Annotated in this window: 14 protein-coding genes; all 14 read left to right on the plus strand. The window is 66.1% G+C overall.

From position 1 onward, the window contains the following. Positions 1 to 130 precede the first annotated feature (130 nt). Entirely contained in the window at positions 131 to 1345 is a 1215-nt protein-coding gene (locus tag ACODRW_RS05300) for an aspartate aminotransferase family protein (RefSeq protein WP_488905299.1), read from the plus strand. Positions 1346 to 1504: 159 nt separating this feature from the next. Continuing rightward, entirely contained in the window at positions 1505 to 2536 is a 1032-nt protein-coding gene (gene aruF, locus ACODRW_RS05305) for an arginine/ornithine succinyltransferase subunit alpha (protein ID WP_253315265.1), read from the plus strand. After that, positions 2533 to 3567: an arginine N-succinyltransferase gene (astA, locus tag ACODRW_RS05310; protein WP_488905300.1), complete on the plus strand. Its 1035-nt coding sequence runs from the start codon at positions 2533 to 2535 to the stop codon at positions 3565 to 3567. The genes aruF and astA overlap by 4 nt, the downstream gene beginning before the upstream one ends. Further along, positions 3567 to 5027 (plus strand): succinylglutamate-semialdehyde dehydrogenase, encoded by a 1461-nt coding sequence (astD, locus tag ACODRW_RS05315; protein ID WP_227107501.1) that lies wholly within the window; start codon positions 3567 to 3569, stop codon positions 5025 to 5027. Before astA ends, astD begins: the two co-directional genes overlap by 1 nt. A gap of 234 nt (positions 5028 to 5261) precedes the next feature. After that, entirely contained in the window at positions 5262 to 6608 is a 1347-nt protein-coding gene (gene astB, locus ACODRW_RS05320; RefSeq protein WP_488905301.1) for an N-succinylarginine dihydrolase, read from the plus strand. 600 nt (positions 6609 to 7208) lie between these two features. Beyond that, positions 7209 to 8519, plus strand: coding sequence for a lysine N(6)-hydroxylase/L-ornithine N(5)-oxygenase family protein (locus tag ACODRW_RS05325; protein ID WP_488905302.1), 1311 nt, complete (start codon positions 7209 to 7211; stop codon positions 8517 to 8519). Next, a complete protein-coding gene (locus ACODRW_RS05330; RefSeq protein ID WP_488905303.1) occupies positions 8516 to 9568 on the plus strand; it encodes an NAD(P)/FAD-dependent oxidoreductase in 1053 nt (350 codons plus the stop codon). The genes ACODRW_RS05325 and ACODRW_RS05330 overlap by 4 nt, the downstream gene beginning before the upstream one ends. Before the next feature lie 6 nt (positions 9569 to 9574). Continuing rightward, positions 9575 to 11593 (plus strand): class I tRNA ligase family protein, encoded by a 2019-nt coding sequence (locus ACODRW_RS05335; protein WP_488905304.1) that lies wholly within the window; start codon positions 9575 to 9577, stop codon positions 11591 to 11593. After that, positions 11590 to 13212, plus strand: a complete 1623-nt coding sequence (locus tag ACODRW_RS05340; RefSeq protein ID WP_488905305.1) for an AMP-binding protein — start codon at positions 11590 to 11592, stop codon at positions 13210 to 13212. The genes ACODRW_RS05335 and ACODRW_RS05340 overlap by 4 nt, the downstream gene beginning before the upstream one ends. 36 nt (positions 13213 to 13248) lie before the next feature. Further along, a complete protein-coding gene (locus ACODRW_RS05345) occupies positions 13249 to 13854 on the plus strand; it encodes a GNAT family N-acetyltransferase (RefSeq protein WP_107800104.1) in 606 nt (201 codons plus the stop codon). Between the two features lie 53 nt (positions 13855 to 13907). Next, positions 13908 to 14618: an alpha/beta hydrolase gene (locus tag ACODRW_RS05350; protein ID WP_488905306.1), complete on the plus strand. Its 711-nt coding sequence runs from the start codon at positions 13908 to 13910 to the stop codon at positions 14616 to 14618. Between the two features lie 132 nt (positions 14619 to 14750). After that, on the plus strand, positions 14751 to 15722 hold the full coding sequence (locus ACODRW_RS05355; RefSeq protein ID WP_488905307.1) for a cupin-like domain-containing protein: 972 nt from the start codon (positions 14751 to 14753) through the stop codon (positions 15720 to 15722). 47 nt (positions 15723 to 15769) lie between these two features. Beyond that, positions 15770 to 16987, plus strand: a complete 1218-nt coding sequence (locus ACODRW_RS05360; protein WP_488905308.1) for an ATP-grasp domain-containing protein — start codon at positions 15770 to 15772, stop codon at positions 16985 to 16987. A 37-nt stretch (positions 16988 to 17024) separates the two neighbouring features. Continuing rightward, complete coding sequence (locus ACODRW_RS05365) at positions 17025 to 18242, plus strand: MFS transporter (protein WP_227107514.1); 1218 nt, start codon at positions 17025 to 17027, stop codon at positions 18240 to 18242. Positions 18243 to 18367 lie beyond the last annotated feature (125 nt).

The following is an 18367-nucleotide window of genomic DNA, read 5'->3' on the forward strand; positions in this document are numbered from 1 at the left end:
GCTTACCTTAGAATCATTGAAACTTCATGAAATCATCGATAAAGCCGGCATCACGACCGGTCCGGCCAGCCGCTTGGGATTTCATGATACGGATAAGAAACGACGATAGAGCAGGAAGGGAACCATCAAGATGAGCAATACTGTAACGCGCGCCGATTTCGACCAGGTCATGGTCCCCAATTACGGTCCGGCCGGTTTCATCCCGGTCAAGGGCCTGGGTTCCCGCGTATGGGACCAGAGCGGCCGCGAATTCATCGATTTCGCCGGCGGCATCGCCGTCAACTCGCTGGGCCATTGCCACCCGCAGCTGGTGGCGGCCTTGACCGAGCAGGCTTCCAAGCTGTGGCACGTGTCCAATGTGTTCACCAACGAGCCGGCCTTGAAGCTGGGCAAGCTGCTGACCGAGTCCACCTTCGCCGAGCGCGTGTTCTTCTGCAACTCCGGCGCGGAAGCCAATGAAGCCGCCTTCAAGCTGGCGCGCAAATACGGTTCCGATCACTTCGGCCCGGAAAAGAACCAGATCCTGGCCTGCAAGAACTCCTTCCACGGCCGCACCCTGTTCACCGTCAGCGTCGGCGGCCAGCCCAAGTACACCGAAGGCTTCGGCCCGGTGCCGGGCGGCATCGCCCACGTCGAATACAACGACATCGAATCGCTGAAAGCGGCCATCTCCGACCAGACCTGTGCGGTGGTGATCGAACCCATCCAGGGCGAGGGCGGCGTGATGCCGGCCGACAAGGCCTTCCTGGAAGCCGCGCGCCAGCTGTGCGACCAGCACAATGCGCTCTTGGTGTTCGATGAAGTGCAAAGCGGCGTCGGCCGCACCGGTTCGCTGTTCGCCTATCAGGAATACGGCGTGACCCCGGACATCCTCAGCTCCGCCAAGGGCATAGGCGGCGGCTTCCCGATCGGCGCGATGCTGACCACCGAGAAAGTGGCCAAGAGCTTCGGCATCGGCACCCATGGCTCCACCTACGGCGGCAACCCGCTGGCCTGCGCGGTGGCGCACAAGGTGCTGGAACTGGTCAAGGAGCCGGCGGTGCTGGACGGCGTGCGCGCCAAGCACCAGCGCTTCGTCGACGGCCTGAACGCGATCAACGCCAAATACCAGGTGTTCAAGACCGTGCGCGGCATGGGCCTGCTGCTGGGCTGCGTGCTGACCGACGCTTACGCCGGCCGCGCCAAGGAGTTCCTGAAAGCCGCTGAAAAGCAGGGCCTGATGTTGCTGGTGGCCGGCCTGAGCGTGGTGCGCCTGGCGCCGTCGCTGGTGATCGAGGATAAGGACATCGACGAAGGCCTGGCGCGTTTCGACGCGGCCATCGCCGAACTGGTTGCCGGTCGATAAGCGCCCGCGGCACTGATTCCGGGCGGCCGCCGGCCGCCCTTGCTCCAAGACACAATACTGTTATCCGCCCACGCTCCCGCCCCTGGCAGGCGCGCGGGTGATGCTGCGCCGCGGTCCCGCCGCGGCCCGGCCGGATTTCAGCGATAGGGGAGATGTCCCATGCTTACCGTGCGTCCCGTCCGCACCTCCGATCTGCCCGCCATCGAACGCATGGCGGTGGCCAGCGGCATCGGCGTCACCAGCTTGCCCAATAACCGGGAAAAGCTGTTCGAGCGCATCCAGCAGTCCGTGTCCGCCTTCGAGCACGAGGCCACCGGCGACTCCGGCTGCGAATACTATATGTTCGTGCTGGAGGAGGGCGGCCAGGTGTTGGGCACCGCGTCCATCAACGCTTCCGCCGGCTTCGACGAGCCCTTCTACAGCTACCGCAGCGAAATCTTCGTGCACGCCTCGCGCGCGCTGAAGGTCAACAACCGCGTGCACGTGCTGAATATGTGCCACGACCTGACCGGCATGGTGCAGCTGTGCGGCTTCTACGTGGACGGCCACCTGGAGCCCTTGGCCGCCGAGCTGCTGTCGCGCGCCCGGCTGCTCTTCATCGCCAGCAAGCGCGAGCGCTTCGGCCGCCGCGTGATCGCGGAGATGCAGGGCATTCACGACGACGCCGGCCAGTCGCCGTTCTGGAACGCCATCGGCCGCCGCTTCTTCAATATGGATTTCCTGCAGGTGGAACAGGCCTTCGTCAGCCACAGCAAGACCTTCATCGCCGAGCTGATGCCCAGCTATCCGATCTACGTGCCCTTGCTGCCGGACGAGGCGCAGCACGCCATCGGCCAGATCCACGCCAGCTTCGAGCGCTCCTGCCAGCTGCTGTGCAACGAGGGCTTCGAAGCCGACAACTATATCGACATCTTCGACGGCGGCGCGGTGCTGACCGCCGAGGTGGACCGGCTGAAAACGCTGGAAAACAGCCGCTGCTACCCGGTGGAAGTGCTGGCCAGCCTGCCGGAGCAGGCGCAGCCGCAGTTGTTGAGCAATCTGGAGTCCAGCGAGTTCGCCGCCGCGGTGTGCCGCGTGGCGGTGGTGGACGGCGTGGCCTTCATCAATCCCGACGCCGCCCGCGCGCTGGGTCTCGCCAGCGGCGGTCAGGTTCAAGTGGCCGGTTTGCAGCAGAAGGAGTCCGCAGCATGATGTTCATCCGCCCCGTAGCCCACAAGGACCTGGACGGCCTGATGAATCTGGCGCGCAGCGCCGGCGTCGGCCTGACCTCGCTGCCGGTCAACGAAGAGCGGCTGTCGCGCCGCATCGCCCGCTCGGTGCTGTCTTTCGCCGGCGAGCTGGACAAGGCCGACCAAGGCTATGTCTTCGTGATGGAAGACGGCGCCACCGGCGCCATCGCCGGCATCTGCGCGCTGGAAGCCGCGGTGGGCCTGAAGGAGCCGTGGTACAACTACCGCGTCGGCACCATCGTCCACGCGTCCGAGGAGTTGGGCGTCTACTCGCGCCACGACACCTTGTTCCTGTCCAACGACCACACCGGCTATTCCGAGCTGTGCACGCTGTTCCTGCACCCGGACTACCGCGCCAACCGCAACGGCGGCCTGCTGTCCAAGAGCCGCTTCCTGTTCCTGGCGCAGTTCCCGCAGCTGTTCGGCAAGCTGGTGGTGGCCGAGATGCGCGGCGTGTCCGACGAGACCGGCCGTTCGCCGTTCTGGGAGGGTCTGGGCCGCCACTTCTTCTCCATAGACTTCGCCCACGCCGATTACCTGACCGGCGTCGGCCAGAAGGCCTTCGTCGCCGAGCTGATGCCCAAGCACCCGGTCTACATCGACTTCCTGCCGCCGGAGGCGCAGGCGGTGATCGGCCAGACCCATGAAAACACCCGCCCGGCGGTGGCGATGCTGGAATCCGAAGGCTTCCGCTACGAGGGCTATGTCGACATCTTCGACGCCGGCCCGACGGTGCAGACCTATACCAGCGAAATCCGCGCGGTGAAGGAAAGCGCGACGGTCGCGGCGCGGCTGGCGGACCCGCTGCCGGAAGGCGACAAGAACTTCTACCTGGTGTCCAACGACTCGCTGGCCGGCTTCCGCGCCGTCCTGGCCGAGACGCTGGCGCCCACCCATGAAATCCTGCTGACGCCGGAACAGGCGCAGGCGCTGAACGTGGAAGAGGGCGGCCATCTGCGCTGCGTCGCGCTCTACCCCAAGGAGAATGCATAGTGAGCAGCTTATTCATCAACGGTCAGTGGCAGGAAGGCGCCGGCGCGGCGCTGAGCAAAACCAATCCGGCCGACAATAGCCCGCTATGGCAGGGCCGCGCGGCCGACGCCGCCCAGGTGGACGCCGCCGTGGCCGCCGGCCGCGCCGCGTTCAAGCACTGGGCGCGCACGCCGCTGGACGCGCGCGTGGCGGTGGCCAAGCGCTTCGGCGAACTCCTGAGCGCCAATAAGGACGCGCTGGCCCGCGTGATCGCCCAGGAAACCGGCAAGCCGCTGTGGGAGGCGCAGACCGAAGTGACCACCATGGTCAACAAGGTGGATATTTCGCTGAAGTCCTACCACGAGCGTACCGGCGAACGCGCCGCCGCCATGGGCGACGCCCAGGCGGTGCTGCGCCACAAGCCGCACGGCGTGGTGGCGGTGTTCGGCCCCTACAACTTCCCCGGCCACCTGCCCAACGGCCACATCGTGCCGGCGCTCTTGGCCGGCAACGCGGTGATCTTCAAACCGTCCGAACTGACGCCGTGGACGGCGCAGGAAACCGTGCGCTTGTGGGCCGAAGCCGGCCTGCCGGCCGGCGTGATCGCGCTGCTGCAAGGCGCGCGCGACACCGGCGCGGCGCTGGCCGGCCATGCCGGCATCGACGGCCTGTTCTTCACCGGCAGTTCCGCCACCGGCGCGCTGCTGCACAAGAACTTCGCCGGCCATCCGGACAAGATCCTGGCGCTGGAAATGGGCGGCAACAATCCGCTGATCGTGGAAGGGGTTCAGGACATCGACGCCGCCGTCCACCACATCGTCCAGTCCGCCTTCGTCTCCGCCGGCCAGCGCTGCACTTGCGCGCGCCGGCTGCTGCTGCCGCAAGGCGCCTGGGGCGACGCGCTGCTGGCGCGGCTGGTGGAGGTGGCGGCCAAGCTGCGCGTCGGCAAATACGACGCCGAGCCGGCGCCCTTCATGGGCGCGGTGATTTCCAGCGCCGCCGCGGAGGCGCTGCTGCAAGCCCAGGCCGCGATGCTGGCCGCCGGCGGCAAGGCGCTGCTGGAGATGCGCCGCTTGACGCCGGACGCGGCGCTGCTGAGCCCGGGCATCATCGACACCACCGCCGCCGCGCGGCCGGACGAGGAATACTTCGGCCCGCTGCTGCAAGTGATACGCTACGCCGATTTCGATCAGGCCATCGCCATCGCCAACGACACCCGCTTCGGCCTGGCCGGCGGCGTGCTGTCCGACGAGCGCGCGCTGTACGAACGCTATCTGCTGGAAAGCCGCGCCGGCGTGGTCAACTGGAACAAGCCCTTGACCGGCGCGTCCAGCGCCGCGCCCTTCGGCGGCGTCGGCGCCTCGGGCAACCATCGCGCCAGCGCCTATTACGCCGCCGACTACTGCGCTTATCCGGTGGCCTCGCTGGAATGCGACAGCCTGACCGTGCCGGCGCAGCTGTCTCCCGGCATGGTGTTTTAAGAGCACCCCTCTCCCCAACCCCTCTCCCGCAAGGGGAGAGGGACTGAAGGCTGAGTGCGACGCCCGTTCATTCGTGCAGTAAGCGCGGGCGGTGCGGTTTTCTCCCCTCTCCCCTCGTGGGAGAGGGGCGGGGGAGAGGGGGCGTGTAGTCAACGCAAAAGAGTTAGGTGGCGAGAAGGGGCCAGATGGCCGTCCCGCCATTCAGATGGATTGAGGCAAGGGAGCATTCTCCAAATGAACGCCTATGAAGTGAATTTCGACGGCCTGGTGGGCCCGACCCACAATTACAGCGGCCTGTCCTTCGGCAATGTGGCGTCCACCAGCAACGTCAGCGCCGCGTCCAATCCCAAGCTGGCCGCCAAGCAGGGGCTGGCCAAGATGAAGGCCTTGCACGATCTGGGCTTCAAGCAGGGCGTGCTGGCCCCGCACGAGCGTCCGGACGTGGCCAGCCTGCGTCTGCTGGGCTTTGGCGGCAGCGACGCCGAGGTGGTGGCGCGCGCCGCCAGGGAAGCGCCGGCCATCCTGGCGGCGGCCTGCTCGGCCTCCTGCATGTGGACCGCCAACGCCGCCACCGTCAGCCCGTCCGGCGATACCGCCGACGGCCGCGTGCATTTCACCCCGGCCAATCTGAACAATAAATTCCACCGTTCGATCGAGCATCCGACCACGGGCCGGCTGCTGCGGGCGATGTTCGCCGACGAGTCCCGCTTCGCCGTGCATCCGGCGCTGCCGGCGCAGATGCATTTTGGCGACGAGGGCGCGGCCAACCACACCCGTTTCTGCGCCGAGTACGACGGCGCGGGGGTGGAGTTCTTCGTGTTCGGCGCGGCGGCTTTCGACGCCCGCTATCCCAAGCCGGCCAAGTTCCCGGCGCGCCAGACCCTGGAAGCCTGCCAGGCGGTGGCGCGCTTGCACGGCCTGAGCGCGGAGTGCGTGGTCTACGCGCAGCAGGACCCGGACACCATAGACGCCGGCGTGTTCCACAACGACGTGATCTCGGTGGGCAACCGCCAGGTGCTGTTCCACCACGAGAAATCCTTTGTCGACCAGCACAAGGTGCTGGCCGAGCTGAGCGCCAAGCTGGCGGCGGTCGGCGGCCGCTTCGTGTCGGTGGAGGTGCCGGCGGCGGAGGTCAGCGTCGAGGAGGCGGTGAAGAGCTATCTGTTCAACAGCCAGCTGCTGTCCAAGCCGGACGGCAAGATGATCATCGTGGTGCCGGAAGAGTGCCGCAATCAGCCGCGCGTCTGGGCCTACCTGGGCAAGCTGGTCGCCAGCGGCGGTCCCATCGACGAGGTCAAGGTGTTCGATCTCAAGCAAAGCATGCAGAACGGCGGCGGCCCCGCCTGCCTGCGGCTGCGCGTGGCGCTGTCGGCGGCGGAAATCGCCGCGCTCAATCCCAAGGTGCTGATGAGCGACGCGCTGTTCGCCACGCTCAACGGCTGGGTGGATCGCCATTATCGCGACCGCCTGAGCAGCGAAGACCTGGCCGATCCGCAGCTGCTGATCGAAAGCCGCACCGCGCTGGACGAGTTGAGCGGCATCCTGGGCCTGGGTTCGGTGTACCCTTTCCAGCTGGTTTGAGCCAGCGATACCCACGCCTGATTTCGAGTCAGGCGCTCTAGCGAAACAGGCCGGGATTCCCGGCCTGTTTTGCGTTTGAAGCGGCGGCGTCCGCCCGGATGCGCCGCTCTTGTCGTCGGGATGATGACAGCCTTTCTTTCACCGAAAACTGTCCTGATTAATGGTATCTATTTGACGAATATCATCTATTTTTGGTTTTTAATGTTGTTTGACATGACAAAAGTCATGTGATAGCTTGAATGACATTGGAATATATTGATCGATACGGCTTGCGGATTTAGGCCTCCTAGCCACGGAGGACGCGGGTTTGCGGCGCGGCCGTCCGCTGCGGCGCAGCGGTTTGGCGTTTGGCGAGGGCGGAGACGAAACGAGGCCTGAGGCGTTTCTACAACGGGATACGGCCTGGCCTTTGGTACTGGTCTGGACGAAATAGCGGAGGTTCATGCCGGAGCGGGCGGCGTTTCGCCCCCGGCGATGTTTTGGCGGTTTTGCGGTTGTTGTTGATTGCGAATGAGAGTGCCGGTTGGATTTTCCGCCGCTGCGATACGCAGTTCATCGCGGCTCCTTTTGTCTTGCATACACTTCAAGTGCCAATACACCATGAAATATCACTGCATCGGCATCGGCAGCGGGCCGTCCAATCTGAGCGTGGCTTCGCTCTTGCATGGCCAGCACGACATCAAGAGCATCTTCTTCGAACAGAAAGCGGCGTTCACCTGGCACGACGGCATGATGATTCCCGGCGCGGGGCTGCAAGTCTCCCTGTTCAAGGATCTGGTCACGCTGGCGGACCCGACCAACCGCTTTTCCTTTGTGTCCTATCTGCACCAGCACGGCAGATTGCTGCAGTTTCTCAATGCGCGCTTCGATCAGGTGTCGCGGCTGGAGTTTCGCGACTATCTGAAATGGGCGGCGGAGAGCAACGGCAATATCTGCTTTGGCGAGCGGGTGCTGGAGGTCGATTTCGACGGCGGCGCCTTCGTGGTGCAGACCACGAAGCGGAGGGTGCAGGGCGACAATGTGGTCGTCGGCGTCGGCATTGTGCCGGAGGTGCCGGACTTCGCGCGCTCCTGTCTCGACGACAGCACGCATTTCCACGTCAATGAGTTCGCCGCCAAGGCCGGCGTCGCGGCGGGCAAGCGCGTGCTGGTGATAGGCGGCGGCCAGTCCGGCGCCGAGGTGGTGCTGGATTTGCTGCGCCGCGGCGGCGGCCAGGCGCCGGCGGCGCTGAGCTGGCTGTCGCGGCGGGAGAATTACTTCCCGCTCGATGATTCCCCGTTCACCAACGATCTGTATACGCCCACCCATTCCAATTATTTTTACGAGCAGGACGAAATCTTTCGCAGCGCCTTCATCAAGCGCAATCTGCTCAGCAGCGACGGCATTTCCGAATGCACCTTGCGCAGCCTCTACCAACAGATCTACTCGCTGCGCTTCATCGAACGCTCGCCTATCGACATCCGCCTGCTGCCCTTCCGCGAGGTGCGCGCCATCGGCCGGAACGGCGAGCGCTGGTCCATCGCCGCCCGCCATCTGGGCGCCAACGCGCCGGAAACGCTGGAAGCGGACGTGGTGATCTGGGCCAGCGGCTTCAAGCCGGCGCCCACGCCCTTCTTGCAGCCGCTGCAGGAGCGCCTGGAGCGCGAGGGCGAGGAAATCGCCGTCGACCGCGATTACGCGGCGCTGGGCAAGCTGCCGCGCAATCGCAGCCTGTTCATCCTGAACGCCATCCGCCAGCAGCGCGGCCTGGCCGATCCCAATCTCAGCCTGACCGCCTGGCGCAGTCAGATCGTCATCAACCGCATGCTGGACGCGCCGCGCGCCGGCGATGTCGACGCCGCCTTCGTGTCCTGGGCGCCGCTGGCCTCGGCGCGCGCGGACGAGCGCAAGAACAAGAGGGAATGGGCATGACGGCGCCCCGCATCGTCGTCGTCGGCGGCGGCATCCTCGGCTGCACGATAGCCGCGCGCCTGCTGGAGCGCGAGCCGCGGGTCCGGCTCACCCTGGTGGACCGCGGCCTGGTCGGCGCGGGAGCGTCGATGTATTCCGCCGGCGTCCATTTTCCGGTGGGCCGCTCCGAGCGCGTGCGCCAACTGAGCGCGGCCAGCGCGGATTACTACCAGACCTTGCGCGCCCGCCATCCGCAGCTGCCCATGCACGGTTTCGACTTTTTCGTCGCGGCCGGCGCGGCCGACGCCGATGAGGTCCGCGCCCGCTGCGCCTGCCTGCTGCCCTTGTCGGCGGAGGAACAGTCGCGCGTCGCGCCGGATCTGCCGGCCGGCCGCGAGCTGTGGCGGATGCCGGATTGCCATGTGACGGATGTGCAGGGGCTGGCCTTATGGCACGCGCAGCGTCTGCGCGGCCGCGCCGAGGTGTTGGAAGGCGTGGGGGTCGAGGCGCTGGACGAGAGCGCCGACGGCGTCCGCCTGAGCTTGTCCAGCGGCCGGGAGCTGGCCGCCGATGCCGTGGTGCTGGCCCCTGGGCCGTGGGTCAACGAGGGCTGCTGGAGCGGGCTGACCGCCGGGCTGGGGGTGCGCGTCAAGAAAGTGGTGGCCCTGCATCTTCAGCGGCCGGCGGAGGAGGGCGCCGCGCTGTTCTTCCCCGCCGAGGACGCTTTTCTGGCGCCGCTGCCGCACCGCGGGCACTGGCTGTTCAGCTACACCTGCCAGCAATGGGACGTGTCGCCGGAACAGTGTCGGCAGGCCGGGGTGGAGGCTCGCGAGATCGCCGAGGCGCGCGAGGCGCTGCGGGGCGTCGCGCCGGCGCTGGCGCCGCTGCTGAGCTCGGGCCGGGTGTTCTGCGACGCCTACAGCCCAAGCCGCGAGCCGCTGGCGCAATACCTGGGCCGTCATCGACGCGTTCTGTTCGTCGGAGCGTGCAACGGTTCCGGTTACCGGCTGGCGCCCGGCGTCGCCGCGGAAGCCGTCGCCCTGCTCAATCACACTCTCACCAAGGGATAGCCGATCATGCACATCATAGAATTGAACGAAGCGCAGCGGTCGCCGGCTTTCGGCATCGAGATGGCGTCCATCGCCGGCCTGGGCGAGCAGGAGCAGGTGCGGCTGGCCTACGGCGTCGTCGAGCCCGGCGGGGAAAGCCAGCCGCACAAGCACGACGAGCTGGAAGCCTTTCTGATTCTGAGCGGCGAGGGCGTCATCGACGCCGACGGCTGCTCCCAGCCGGTGCGCGCCGGCAGCCTGGTGCTGTTCAAACCGTTTGAAAAACACGTGTTGCGCAATACCGGCGGGCAGCCGCTGCGCTTCTGCGACTTCTACTGGCGGGACGCGGCCAAACGCGAGGCCGCCGCGCAGGACAACGGCGCCGCGCGTCTGAAGGGGCGGCCGGTATTCGTGTTTTCCACGCCGCCCACGCCCAACGGCGACCTGCACCTTGGCCATCTGTCCGGTCCCTATCTGGGCGCCGACGTCTATGTGCGCTTCCTGCGCGCCAGCGGACACGAGGCCTACCACCTGACCGGCAGCGACGATTACCAGAGCTATGTGGTGGGCCGCGCCCGCCAGGAAAACAGCAGTCCCCAGCAAGTGGCCAGCCATTACTCGGCGGCGATCCAGTCCACGCTGGATCTGATGGACATCCATCTCGATCAATACACCGTCACCACCCGGGACCCGGCTTACGCGGCCGGCCTGCGCGATTTCTTCTCTCGCCTGGTGCGGGGCGGCGCGCAGCTGCGTTCCGACGCGGCGCTGTTCGACGCCGAAACCGGCGATTATCTGTACGAGGTGGACGTTTCCGCCAAGTGTCCAAGCTGCGGCTCGCCCTGCGGCGGCAATATCTGCGAGGAGTGCGGCGAGCCCAACAACTGCGTGGACCTGGACGCGCCGCGTTCGCGGCTGTCGGACGCGACGCCGGTCACCGGCGCCATCCGCCGCTACATGATTAATCTGTCCGCCTTCAAGGACGCGGTGGAGCAGCATCAGCGCCTGGGCAAGGTGTCGCCGCGTTTGCAGCAATTGGCGGAGCGGGTGCTGGCGCGCAAGGACTATTGGGTGCCCATCACCCATCCGGCGCAATGGGGCGTGCCGCCGGCGGAGGAGGTCGAGGGCGAGCAGGTGATCTGGGTGTGGCCGGAAATGGCTTATGGCTTCCTGTACGGCATCGCCGAACTGGGCGGCCGGCTGGGCAAGCCCTGGCAAGCCGACCGGCCGCAGCCGGACTGGAAGATCGTCCACTTCTTCGGCTACGACAACAGCTATTACCACTCCATCCTGTACCCGGCCTTGTACCGGATGGCCTTTCCGGACTGGCAGTGCGACATCGACTACAACGAGAACGAGTTCTATCTGCTCGACGGCCTGAAGTTCTCCACCAGCCGCCGGCACGCGGTATGGGGCAAGGACATCCTGAGCCCTGACAGCGTGGACGCGGTGCGCTATTACCTGGCGCGCACGCGCGGCGAGCAGGAGCGGACCAATTTCACGCTGGAGGATTTCCATGCGTGCGTGGAGCGGACGCTCTTGGGCCAGTGGCAGGCCTGGCTGAGCGGCCTGGGCGAGCGCCTGAGGCAGGATTTCCAACAGCGGGCGCCCGACGCCGGCAACTGGACCGCCGCTCACACCGCCTATTTCGACGCGCTGAGCAATCGGCTGACCAGCCTGAGCACCCATTACGGCGCCGACGGCTTTACGCTCAACCGCGTGACGGAAGAGCTGGACGGGCTGGTGGCCGGCGCGCTGCGCTTCGCCAAATCGAACGAGCGCATCCGTCGGAATCCGGCGCTGCGCGACGAATACCGGACCGCGGTCGCGCTGGAGCTGGCCACGGCCCGCCTGCTGGCTCAGGCCGCCGGCCCGCTGATGCCGCGCTTCGCCCAGCGCCTGGGCCGCGCCCTGGGCATGGAAGGCGTCGACGTCTGGCCGGAAAGCGTGGAGCTGTCGCCGCCGGGCGCCGCTCTGGACTTGGCGGAGCAGCGCTTTTTCACGCCGCTGCGCCGGGCGGGCGCGGCGGAGGAAGGACGGTCATGAGCGGACTGGGGTCTCAAGCGCCGCGCGGCCCGGACGTCGATCTGGTCAACGCCGTCGCGCTGCGCGGATGCGATGACGAGCGACATGTGATCCGCTTCCGGCAAGACGGCGTCGTGCGCGCCTGGACGCTGGCCGAGCTGGACCGCAAGGCGGCGCGCGTGGCCCGGCGCTTGCATGCGCTGGGCCTGCGTCCGCGAGACCGGGTGGGCGTTTTGTCCCGCAATCGGATCGAGTTCGTGTTGCTCGACCTGGCCATCCTGAAACTGGGAGCGGTGACCGCGGGCTTCGAGGCCGGGCGTTTCGAGCCGGCGCGCATCGTGGACCTTTACGGCTTGAAAGCCTTGTTCGCCGAGGGCGTGGACCGCTCGGGCGCGGTGTTCGACATCGCCGAAGTCCAGGCCTGGGCCGAATGCGTCGAGGCGGACGCGGCGGAGCGGCCCCTGCACGCCGGCTACGACCCGGCCGACGTGCTGGCGATCAAGTTCACCTCGGGCAGCACCGGCGCGCCCAAGGGCCTGGAAGCCACCGTCGCCAGCGTCAACAGTTCCATCAATGAAGTGCAGGCGATGTTCGGGCATGGGGACGGCGACAATCTGCTGGTGTTCCTGCGGCTGGCTTTGCTGCAGCAACGCTATTGGATTTATTCGGCGCTGGCGTTTGGACACGACCTCACGCTTTCCGATCTGGATCAGGCGCTGGACATGGCCAAGGCCTGCCAGCCCACCGTCGTCATGGGGGTGCCGGGCTTTTACGAAGCCTTGCGCGCCAGCCTGTCGCAGCGGCACGGGGACGCCGATCCCGCCGCCCGCGGCGCGCAGATACAGGCCGCCCTCGGCGGGCGCGTCCGTTATCTGTGGACCGGCTCCGCTCCGGCCAGCCGGACGGTGCTGGAATTCTTCAACCATGCCGGCGTGCCGCTGTACGAGGGATACGGCAGCAACGAGGCCTGCATCGTCGCCAAGAACCATCCCGGCGCCTTCCGCCTGGGCAGCGTGGGCAAGGTGCTGCCCAACAAGTCCATCCGTTTCGACCAGGACGGCGTCTTGATCGTGGCCAGCCGCCATCCGGTCAACTGCCGCTATACCTGGTGCGATCCCGGCGTCAGCGAAAAAAGCTTCCTGCCCAGCGCCGAGGTCAAGACCTGGGATCTGGGCCATGTGGACGAGGACGGTTTCTTGTACATCCACGGTCGCGTGGACGACGTCTTGACCATGGCCAGCGGGCGCAATGTGCTGGCGAGGCCGCTGGAAGAGGGTTTGCGCCGGCATCCGGACGTGCACGAATGCGTGTTGTACGGCACCGGCAAGCCCTTCATCACGGCCATCCTGTCCCCGGCCTTGGCCGGGGCGGACGCCGAGGCTTTGCGCCGGCATATCCGGGCGCTGAACGAGGATGTTTTCCAGGAGGCGCGCATCCTGGCGGCGCTCATCGTCGACGAGCCGTTTTCCATCGAGAACGGCCTGCTGACTTCTCAATTCAAGCCCAAGCGCAAAATGATTCATCAGCGCTATATGGCGCAGCTGGACGACATCTATGCGCGCCACGCGCGGACGCCGGAAGCGTTTTCGGCGGACGCGGCGTATGTGCGGGATGGCCGGGCGCCGCAGCCTTCTTTCTGATACGCGGCCCGCTTAAACCTATGCAAGGAGCGATACATGACTTGGCGTAATTTGAAGGACCTCACCCTGGAAAACGAACGCGTGCGCTTGCGCCGGATTCAGATCGGCGATTACGCGGCGTTCGAGCGCATCGTGTTCGAGCCCGCCATCTGGGAGTACTTCGTCGCCCGCATCCAGACGCCGGACGATCTGGGCCGCTTCGTCGAGCAGGCGATACAGGACACGCTCAACGGCAGCCGCATCGTGTTCGCCATCATCGACCGCCAAACGGACCGCATCGTCGGCAGCACCGCTTACGGCAATCTCGCCGAGGGCGAGCGCCGCCTGGAGATAGGCTGGTCCTGGCTGTGCCGGGACGCGCGGCGCACCGGCATCAACCGCGCGGTCAAGTTCGAACTGCTCAAGCACGCGTTCGAAGCGCTGGAATGCGAGCGCGTGGAGTTCAAGACCGATGTGCTGAACGCCGGCGCGCGCGCGGGCCTGGCCGGCATCGGCGCAACGGAGGAAGGCGTGCTGCGCAGCTTCAACTTCATGCCCGGCGGCCGTCGCCGCGATGTGATCTATTACAGCGTGCTGCGCCAGGAATGGGAGCGGGTCCGCGCCGAACGCTTCCCGGCGCTGGCCGCCGCGGCAAGCCGTTGAGCGGCCGGGCCGGCATCAAGATGGACGCCCCCGACATGTCCGCGAGCCCGCAGATGAAAACCGAAGACTTCGTCTTTAGCGCCGGCGAGCACTGGCTGGCCGCTACCCGCGTGCAGCCGGACGCCGGCGCGGCAAGCAGCGTCCTCACCCTGCACGGGCTGGGCCAGACCGCGAACCGGCACACCATACGCTATGTGTTGGACCACCTGGCCGGGCACGGCCTGGCTTCGGTGTGCTTTGAATTCTCCGGCAACGGCGACAGCAGCGGGGCGCTGGAAGAGGCCTGCCTGCGGCGTCGTTACGAGGAAACGCTGGCCGCCGCCGAACACCTGGACAAGCGCGAGCCGCTGACCCTGATCGGCACCAGCATGGGCGGCCATCTCGCCGCCTGGGTCGCGCCGGTGCTGAAGCCCGCCTGCCTGGTGCTGTTCTGCCCGGCAAGCTATCCGGCCGACGCCGCCGAATCCCGTTTCGACGGCGGCCTGGCCCGTCCCGGCCCCTATCCGGACTCCCCGGCCTATGCCGGCCTGCGCGAATTCAGCGGCGACTTGCTGATCATAGGCGCCGGCAAGGACGCGGTGGTGCCGGCCGAGACGCTGGACGGCTATCTGGCCGCGGCCATGAACGCCCGCAGCAAGAAGATGGTCTGGCTGGACGACTGCGAGCATTTCATCCATCGCTGGCTGCCGCATCAGGACGCTTTGCGGCCGCAAGTGCTGACGACGATAAGGGACACCATTCTGCGGGCGCGCGCCCGCCAATAAGACCCACTAACAAAACCCCTGATCCCGCGTTGCGCGGCCTTGTCGTACGACTTGTACTGTCCGCGTCGGCGCGCCTTGGCTCAGGTTCTCTGCGAGGTTTTGTTAGCGGCTCTAAGTCTATTGGAGGAATCCATGCAACACGCTCCCGTTCTGATCGAAGCGAATATCCTGAAGCGGCGCGATGTCGCCAGCCTGGAGATCGTTGAAAACGCGTTCTCCAGCGGCCCCGTCGCCGAGGCCCTGCGCCGGGCGCCGGGCATCGAGCGCCGCCGGGGCTTGAGCAAGGAGGCGTTCGACCGCGAATACCGCCGCCAGCAGCGGCCGGTGATTCTGGAAGGCTACGCCGCCGACTGGCCGGCGGTGCGCCATTGGAGTTTCGAGCATCTGGCCAAGCGCTGCGGCGCGACGCCGGTGGTGGTCAACAGCTATAGCAGCCAGCGTTCCGCCCAGGCCAGCTTCGCCGAGTTCGTCGACATGCTGATGCGCAACGAGGGGCCGGAGGCGACGCCCATCTATCTGCAGGAATGGTATTACCAGGCCTCCTGCCCCGAGCTGGCCGCGGACATGCCGGAACTGGACATCGCCCAATACGATTTCCGCCGCGATCTGTACGGCGAGGTGATTTCCACCAATCACCAGCTCTGGCTGGGCCAGCGCGGCGGCGTCACCCGGCTGCATCAGGACTCCTACACCATCGACGTCATGCATGTGCAGCTGGTGGGGGAAAAACACTGGACCGTCTTGGGGCCGCAGGCGATGTTGCCGGAAACGGAGACGGGAGGCGCGGATCTGCAAGCGCTGGCCGACGATCCCGCCGCCCAGCTGATGCAATGCACGCTGAAGCCCGGCGACGTGCTCTATCTGCCGGCGCTGTGGTTCCACCGCATCAAATTGTTGAGCAACTCCATCGGCCTGGGACGGAAGTGCCTGGACCAGGCCAATCTGCAAACCCATATCCGGCAACGGATGGCGGAGCTGCTGGCGCTCGCCCTCAATCCGGAAGAGGTCAAGCTCACCCATCCCGAACTGTTCAATGTGGTGATGATGCGCAACCGGGTCTGGGCCAAGCGCATGGGCATCGATTTGTCGAAACTGCGCCCATGATCCGGCTTTCGCCCCGCGGTGCGGGACACATCATCAGGAGAAAATAAATGAAGCAAGCGCATGTATTGGTTGTCGGGGGATTGAACCACACGCTGGACAGGCTGGAGCAATTGGGCGCCCGCTATTCGATGATGCAGATCCCGGAGCGCGTCAATGAGCGCCAGTACGGCGCGGCGGTGCGCTACGCGGTGATGGATTACGAAGACATGGAGGAGGTCTTGCTGCTGGCGCGCGCCTGGCACGCCAAGGACCCGTTCGACGCGGTGGTGTCCTTCACCGAATACGGCCTGCATCCGGCGTCGCAATGCGCGATCGAGCTCGGCGTCGCCGGCGACAATCTGGAAGCGGTGCTGAACACGCGCGACAAGATCAAGATGCGGGAGCTGCTGGGCCGCCACGGCCTGAGCCCGGTGCGATATCAGGTCTGTCAAAGCCTGGACGACGCGAGAAGCTTTTTCCACTCGCTCAACGGCGAGGCCATGGTGCTGAAGCCGTATGCCGGCGGCCTGAGCGAGGGCGTGTTCTTCGTGGATGAGGACGCGCATCTGGAGGCGCGCTGGAACGGCTCCCGCGCGGTGATGGACGGGCCGCTTCTGGCGGAGGAGTTCCTGCACGGCCCGGAGTACAGCGTGGAATCGCTGTCCATCAACGGCCGGCATGAGATCGCGATGATCACCGAGAAAGAGGTCACGGCGCTGCCGCGCTTCATCGAGCTGGGCCACCAGGTGCCGGCGCGGCTGGACGAGGCGCAGCAGGCGGCGGTCAAGGCCTTGGTCAGCCGTTTTCTGGACGTCATCGGCCAGAAAACCGGGCCCGCGCACACCGAGATCCGCCTGACGCCGTCCGGGCCCAGGATCATCGAATCGCAAACCCGGATAGGCGGCGATCAAATCTGGGAAATGTGCGAGCTGGTCAGCGGCGTCAACCTCACCGGCGAGACCATCGCGGCGCTCACCGATCTGCCGCGGCCCGAACGCAAGCCGGCGGCCAAGGCCGCCGCCATCCGCTTCTTCTCCTACGAAAACGCCCGCATTCTGGACGTGAGCGGCGTCGAGCAGGCGAAAAGCGCCCAGGGCGTGATCCGGGTGGAATGCCAGCTGCACGCCGGCCTGCGCTGCGAGACGCTTAAATCGTCCAATTCCCGCCAGGGCTACGCGCTGTGCGTGGGCGACTCGATAGAGCGGGCCGTCGCCAACGCGGAGGCCGCGCGCGACGCGGTGCGGGTGGAGTGGGAAGCGCTGAGCGCGGAGCAGGGCGGACTTTGAACCGTTTCTTGGACAACTCGAATAAAGACAGGCAAGCATGAACTCGCATCCGGTCCGGCGCAGCGTGTTGTACATCACCGCGCATTACATCATGACCTATCTCGGCTACTACGGCCTGGTCTCCACCCTGGTGGTCACGCTCAACAAGGCCGGGTTCAGCGCCGAACGGATCGCCATGCTGGTCATCCTGTTCACCTTGACGACCAAGGCGGCGAAGATACCGCTGGCGCCGTGGCTGGACCGGATGGCGGCGACGAAGTCCGTGCTGATAGGCTGCGTCATGGCCGCGGTCGGCTTCTTGCTCTTGTATTCGGCCAAGGATTTTTATTTGACCGCCTGTGCGCTGGCCCTGTCCGGCACCGGCATTTCCATCAACGCGCTGGCGAGCAAGCAGCTGGCCGCGGCGACCAGCGATATGATGGACAACCGCGCCAAGCTGTTCTCCATCACCTATATCGGCATCAATATCGCGGCGGCGGCGGCGGCGCCGCTGGCTCTGTACCTGGCGGCCAAGGGACAGTACCAGCTGGTGTTGATCGGCATCGCCGTCTCCTACTGCGTGGCCGGGGTGGTGACCTTCCTGAACTTCGGCAAGCTGGGCATGAAGCGCCCCGGCGGCGGCGCGCCGTCGTTTCTGGCTTATTGGAAGCTGCTCTACGTGCCCGGCATTCCCCCCTTCCTGCTGATCAATTTCTTTTGCTGGCTGCTGTACGGCCAGCTGTTCAACGTGCTCGCGCTCTATGTCTCGGAAACGCTGGCCCAGCCGGGCAAGCTGGGCTGGCTGTACACCCTGAACGCCTTGCTGGTGATCGGGCTTCAGCTCTTGGTCACCCATCTGGCCCACCGCTGGAGCGGCGGCAAGCCGCTGGGCATTGTCCGTTCTTCCTACGCCACCTTCGCGCTGGCCTTCATCATGCCCTTCATGCTTCCGGGCTATACCGGCGCGCTGGCCTTCGTGCTGCTGTTCACCTTCGCCGAGATGATGTTCGCGCCCAGCATGGACGTGCTGCTGCTGTCCTTGATCGGCAAGGAGAGCCGGGCGGTCGCTTACAGCGTGCTGTCCATCAGCACCGCGCTGGGGGAGTCGCTGGGCGGGGGCATGGGCGTTGCGGTTTATCGCTGGATGGCGGATTACGGCCATGCCGGCCAATTCTGGCTGGCGCTCGCCGGCTTGTCGCTGCTGTGCATCGCCGTCGCCTATGTGTTGCAGGAGTCGAGCGCCGGCTTGCGCGCGCAGGCGGCGGGCGCGGCTTAGAACCTGTTTACGATCTGCTGCGCGTCGTGAAACGTGACACGGTGAGTACCGCTTCGAAATGCTCATGTACCGTGTGTACACTCCGCTTTCTCAGCTGTTTTCGCCTTGTCTCGCCTTAGCTCGCG

It is taken from the genome of Chromobacterium sp. FG89 (assembly GCF_057808735.1).

Excerpts from the sequence above, each read along its gene's own strand:
- ACODRW_RS05330 (WP_488905303.1), top strand. The coding sequence starts at position 8,516 with ATGACGGCGCCCCGCATCGTCGTCGTCGGCGGCGGCATCCTCGGCTGC.
- astA (WP_488905300.1), top strand. The coding sequence starts at position 2,533 with ATGATGTTCATCCGCCCCGTAGCCCACAAGGACCTGGACGGCCTGATG.
- aruF (WP_253315265.1), top strand. The coding sequence starts at position 1,505 with ATGCTTACCGTGCGTCCCGTCCGCACCTCCGATCTGCCCGCCATCGAA.
- ACODRW_RS05325 (WP_488905302.1), top strand. The coding sequence starts at position 7,209 with ATGAAATATCACTGCATCGGCATCGGCAGCGGGCCGTCCAATCTGAGC.
- ACODRW_RS05340 (WP_488905305.1), top strand. The coding sequence starts at position 11,590 with ATGAGCGGACTGGGGTCTCAAGCGCCGCGCGGCCCGGACGTCGATCTG.
- ACODRW_RS05335 (WP_488905304.1), top strand. The coding sequence starts at position 9,575 with ATGCACATCATAGAATTGAACGAAGCGCAGCGGTCGCCGGCTTTCGGC.
- ACODRW_RS05355 (WP_488905307.1), top strand. The coding sequence starts at position 14,751 with ATGCAACACGCTCCCGTTCTGATCGAAGCGAATATCCTGAAGCGGCGC.
- ACODRW_RS05300 (WP_488905299.1), top strand. The coding sequence starts at position 131 with ATGAGCAATACTGTAACGCGCGCCGATTTCGACCAGGTCATGGTCCCC.
- ACODRW_RS05365 (WP_227107514.1), top strand. The coding sequence starts at position 17,025 with ATGAACTCGCATCCGGTCCGGCGCAGCGTGTTGTACATCACCGCGCAT.
- astB (WP_488905301.1), top strand. The coding sequence starts at position 5,262 with ATGAACGCCTATGAAGTGAATTTCGACGGCCTGGTGGGCCCGACCCAC.
- ACODRW_RS05350 (WP_488905306.1), top strand. The coding sequence starts at position 13,908 with ATGAAAACCGAAGACTTCGTCTTTAGCGCCGGCGAGCACTGGCTGGCC.
- ACODRW_RS05360 (WP_488905308.1), top strand. The coding sequence starts at position 15,770 with ATGAAGCAAGCGCATGTATTGGTTGTCGGGGGATTGAACCACACGCTG.
- ACODRW_RS05345 (WP_107800104.1), top strand. The coding sequence starts at position 13,249 with ATGACTTGGCGTAATTTGAAGGACCTCACCCTGGAAAACGAACGCGTG.